Here is a 2,790-nt window from a genome sequence, read left to right on the forward strand (position 1 = left end):
AAGCAGGCTTTGATCCGTTCTTGTTTCTCTTGGTTCATTGTCAGCGATCGCACAGGGTTATCTTCCTTTACATTTTCCCATAAATGGTAAATCTTCCAAAACTGGATGCTCCCATGTCTATTGGCTGCGCCTACGCTTGGGGTTTCCTCTAAGAATTGGGGGAGCGATGCCTACATCTGGCTGTGCCTACGCTCCTTTGTTTTTCTCGCGGTGGAGAGCGATCGCACTAATCATTGAGCATCTATCGCCTGCTTATGAAGTAGTGCATGAGGCGGAAATCCTTCTCGTTTAAGTTGGTGTTCATTCATATAGTCGTTATCTAGGATTCCATAGCATTTAGTTTTTTGGGCTATTTCTCTTACAAAATCATCGGTAAAGACTACTCCAAAATAAGCACTACCTTTAAACCGCTCACCTATCCAAGTTGGATCAATTAATTCTCCATCATTATTTACTAGCCAAGCATGGGATACAGCTATATCAATATCCTCACTAATAGCAAATCCTTCACAGTAGTTTAGGTTTGGATACCTCAACAATCCTTTTAAGCAGTTTTCAAAGCAAGCTTTACGTTTACCTTTAAATGGTGATTTAACCTGAGTTAAAAAAGGTTTACCATAATCCAAAACTAGCCTTTGTGTACTTTTGTATTGAAAGTTAGAACGTGTGTTTAGTTGATCAATCAAGTCTGCTTGTTCTTTTAATATCGTCAAAAGACGGTCTAGATTAGTCATTATTAATTTTTTTATTTAAGATTCATTTAATTAAAGTTAACTAAATATTAAACCACCAATACTTATGAACTCCTGTCAGTTGTGACCCAGCTACTGCGTGTTCATCAGCCCATGTTAGTGTACTACCATCCCCACACTCGTAACCATCGCCACCAAATTTACTTACCCCCTCTTCTACTACTTGGATCATCACTTTAATAATCATTTTTTCAGTTACAGAAATATTATAATGTTCTAATAGTAGAGCTTTGATATCTTTAGTACAAACATGGTCAAAAAATCTAGGCTTTTCTTGAATAATACTAATAATTAATTTTTTAACTCTTTTGCTTTCACTGTCTTAAAATCCCTGTTGTTCTAAATTTTTTAGTTTTTCTAACTTCCGATTTAAGAGTGAAGCATCACTTTCTAGTTCACCATTGTCATTTGCTGTGCGTTCCTCCTCCAGCCATTCCAACAGTTCGGTTTTTGGACGAAATGACATTATAGGGCGCTTCTGGTTGTAATTTTCTTGAGCTTGGTAAAGTACATCACGATTGGCTTCATTCCAAAGCTGTTGAGAAGATTTTTCTTTTCCATTATCAGTAACTTCTGGCATTACCTCAATTTTTAGATAGCCTCCTTTACTCTTAAACTGCCAATTATTGTTGTAATAATCGAAGTGTTTTTTAGCTCCTTTTTCTGTTTTCCATCGTTTGCATAAATGGAAACTTTTATTGATAAAAGCATATTCAAGATTAGAATCAAATGTGTATAGCCAACCCAAAGGCTTATCTTCTTTGGTATAGCAACGATATCCGTAGTACATCAGCCAAACTTTTTAGTATTATTCAATGGTAAACAGTTCTTTGTCATTTTCATGCCAGAGTATTTGTTATTACGAAGTATTACTTTTATGTGAGATTCACTGTATGCAAAACATTTTTTACTTTTATCTAACAGTTGTTCTAAATCATTGTCTTCTAAGACTTTTAAAGTTCTGACGAATTCAGAACGAGTTTTGAAAGTAGTCGTTGGAACTTTTAGCATCCATAGATTACTCCGAGCTTTCCTAGAATAATCGGAGTAAATCAGAACATACCCCCATTTTTTAGCCAATTCTAGAATCTGATTTTTAAGCATGAGTAGTTATTCATGTCTGTTTGATATATTTTTTAATAAAAGTTAAAATCTTAGCACAACATATTTTAGCCATATTTAACTCAAGTACGGCTTAAATTTTTGATGTAAATCCTCATCAGATACACTAGTCCACTCCTTTACCTTTTTCCAAGCTTCAGTAAAAACTTCTTGGCATTGCTCACCATTAGTTTGTTTCCAAAAAATACATATATTTTTATTACCAACTCTTTTGAAAGCTGTACTGGAAGGCATGGTTTGAGGTAAAGCGTAAGCTGAGATAGTTACTTTATCGCTAGATAATTTTTGTTTCTGGTCAATCGACCACTCAGGTTCTTCGCCTTTTTTCCATTGAGTTTCGCGTGGAAAGATACGCCAGTCCGTTACCTCAACGAAAACGCGATATTGTTTACCGTGAAATGTATGTTTAAAGGTATGAGCCATAGTAATTTAATCAATAGGTTCGTGTTCGCTGACATATTTTTTGATAATTTGCTCAATTTCTGACTCCATCACATCCATGTGACCATCGACATCAGCATACCAGCCGTATTGATTAAGTGCAGCGATCGCAGCTTTGACAGTATCATTTACTGCTTGTTTTCTCCTACCTTCTGGTGATGCTAAGTAAGCCAGTCGTTCAGCTTCTCTTTGTTTCTTTTGTGGTTCAGCTTTTTGCATAATCTCCTGCACTCTTTCTACTGAACACAAATGAGTTGCAGATAATGTATCAACGTAATCGTTCATGGGGGTAATTTATTGCTGAAATCGAGCAAAATATAATGATTGAAGAAGCTACAGCGACTAAACACACAAGCTCATCGATGAAAATTAAGACTAAATCATCTCGGAAGACACATAATGTATAGGAAGCATTTATTACTTAATCAGTAGTAGGAACTTTGGGGAGTAAGGATGGAGTTGGTTGACTAGAGCG

At 35.8% G+C, this 2,790-nt stretch carries 5 protein-coding genes; all 5 read right to left on the minus strand.

Features of this window, described 5'->3' with window-relative positions:
- Positions 1-230: 230 nt before the first annotated feature.
- Positions 231-734, minus strand: a complete 504-nt coding sequence (locus H6G97_RS49285; protein WP_199350179.1) for a hypothetical protein — start codon at positions 732-734, stop codon at positions 231-233.
- A 40-nt stretch (positions 735-774) separates the two neighbouring features.
- Positions 775-939: a hypothetical protein gene (locus H6G97_RS54440; protein ID WP_242056175.1), complete on the minus strand. Its 165-nt coding sequence runs from the start codon at positions 937-939 to the stop codon at positions 775-777.
- A gap of 135 nt (positions 940-1,074) precedes the next feature.
- Entirely contained in the window at positions 1,075-1,542 is a 468-nt protein-coding gene (locus H6G97_RS49295; RefSeq protein WP_190947543.1) for a hypothetical protein, read from the minus strand.
- Between the two features lie 389 nt (positions 1,543-1,931).
- Positions 1,932-2,297 carry a hypothetical protein gene (locus H6G97_RS49300; RefSeq protein ID WP_190947544.1) on the minus strand — a complete coding sequence of 122 codons (366 nt, stop codon included), beginning with the start codon at positions 2,295-2,297 and terminating at the stop codon, positions 1,932-1,934.
- 6 nt (positions 2,298-2,303) lie between these two features.
- On the minus strand, positions 2,304-2,600 hold the full coding sequence (locus tag H6G97_RS49305) for a hypothetical protein (RefSeq protein WP_190947545.1): 297 nt from the start codon (positions 2,598-2,600) through the stop codon (positions 2,304-2,306).
- Positions 2,601-2,790 lie beyond the last annotated feature (190 nt).

Source organism: Nostoc flagelliforme FACHB-838, assembly GCF_014698065.1.
Lineage (GTDB): Bacteria > Cyanobacteriota > Cyanobacteriia > Cyanobacteriales > Nostocaceae > Nostoc > Nostoc flagelliforme_B.

What these genes read in the sequence shown, in the direction of transcription:
- H6G97_RS54440 (WP_242056175.1), bottom strand. Translation starts at nt 939, where the DNA reads ATGATTATTAAAGTGATGATCCAAGTAGTAGAAGAGGGGGTAAGTAAA.
- H6G97_RS49300 (WP_190947544.1), bottom strand. Translation starts at nt 2,297, where the DNA reads ATGGCTCATACCTTTAAACATACATTTCACGGTAAACAATATCGCGTT.
- H6G97_RS49305 (WP_190947545.1), bottom strand. Translation starts at nt 2,600, where the DNA reads ATGAACGATTACGTTGATACATTATCTGCAACTCATTTGTGTTCAGTA.
- H6G97_RS49285 (WP_199350179.1), bottom strand. Translation starts at nt 734, where the DNA reads ATGACTAATCTAGACCGTCTTTTGACGATATTAAAAGAACAAGCAGAC.
- H6G97_RS49295 (WP_190947543.1), bottom strand. Translation starts at nt 1,542, where the DNA reads ATGTACTACGGATATCGTTGCTATACCAAAGAAGATAAGCCTTTGGGT.